General features: G+C 42.2%; 2 protein-coding genes. Both read right to left on the bottom strand.

Translation table 11 applies throughout. From position 1 onward, the window contains the following. Window positions 1–230, bottom strand: a 230-nt coding sequence (locus A3739_RS18030; RefSeq protein WP_068502313.1) for an antibiotic biosynthesis monooxygenase, incomplete at its 3' end; no start/stop codon positions are given. Window positions 231–488: 258 nt separating this feature from the next. Then, window positions 489–764, bottom strand: coding sequence for a hypothetical protein (locus A3739_RS18025; RefSeq protein ID WP_068502153.1), 276 nt, complete (start codon window positions 762–764; stop codon window positions 489–491). Window positions 765–1340: the final 576 nt, after the last annotated feature.

Here is a 1340-nt window from a genome sequence, read left to right as displayed (position 1 = left end):
TGCCCTGCATTTTTCTTCCACCGCTTAATGGATTCAAGATCAGACCAATAAGATACGGTAATTCCAACATCCTCTCGCGCTGACTCTACACCTAAAAAGCCTGGTTGCTTTGACGCAAGCTCAACCATTCGATCTGCCATTTGGCCATAACCGTTATCACCTTCTGTACGGTGAGAAGTGAAAATTACTGCGTAGTAAGGTGGTGCCGGTGTATTGGCAATGAGAGACATCTAAACTCCTTTGAGCATTTAACGCCGCTATAAAGGGCAGGCAATGCGCAGCATTGACTGTCCAGCCCAACTTGTTGGGCGATCTTTGATAGCCTGGTTATGTGTGATGTTGCTGTTAATCATAAAACGCCAACCATGCTAACGTAATTAATGGGATTAATAGGGGAACCAAGCCGTACATTACAAAATCAGAATATGCCNTGGAGCTGAGATACTGAAACCCTTTTTGTATTGAGCGAACTGTAAAAATGGTTAAGCCTATAAATCGATATCGATGCCATTGCTTTCATTATCTCTTTTGTTTTTTAGTGCTCTGGCTGTCTCACCTAAAACATCGAATCCGTTTGGGTCACTACCTTTATACCCCTGACTTTTTCGTTTCCTGCTTTCATCATTTGGTAAAGGCCACATAAATACCGTTATAGAAAAACCGATGAAGGGGATCAAAATAAATGGGAAGTAAATTTCCTCAACTGCGAAGTACATTAGCAGCCCAAAACTTAATAAAGACAATGCGATAAGCTTCGCTTTCATATCAGCACCTTAGTGAACATAGCCGTGGAATCTTAGTTTCGAGGCCTGTTGGTTTGCAAAGTATGCAACCTCAAATCATCGCGCCTTGCTTGGTAGGCAAGGCCATCCTTAAGTTTTCTATCCTAAGATGAAACGACCTCGTTTTGAAAGTCTGTCTTGCGACGCACTGATTTTTTTGACGTTCAGGACAGGTCAGCTATCCGCAAGAAGGTAACGTTTTAGTTATTGCTCCATTAACGACTCCTAATGTCTACTTGCGAATGAAAAACAAATGTCCGCTTTTCATTCTTAGTACGTACTAACGCCGCCATATGGGGCATTGCTTATGGAGTGGAGCTTTGGGGTAAAGTGGCGCAGCCACCCCAAAGCGCAGCGGAGTAAACAATGCCCCTATGATGGCCTTGTTAGAATATTAATTGCAGAGTAATGACTCTATATCACTGATTAGCAAGCTAGATTGAAGATTACCATCACCACCCACTTTAATATTCATATTTGCAGCTGAAATATTTAACCCTGTCGTAGAACTAATGACAGAATCAAGAAGGAAGTTTTCCATGCCGTCTGTAGTATCGT

The sequence above is a fragment of the Oleiphilus sp. HI0067 genome (assembly GCF_001635735.1).
The sequence above is the reverse complement of the archived record's forward strand: the minus strand, read 5'-3'. Positions and strand labels throughout refer to the sequence as shown.

Coding starts and splice junctions, on each gene's coding strand:
- A3739_RS18025 (WP_068502153.1), bottom strand. CDS start 764: ATGAAAGCGAAGCTTATCGCATTGTCTTTATTAAGTTTTGGGCTGCTA.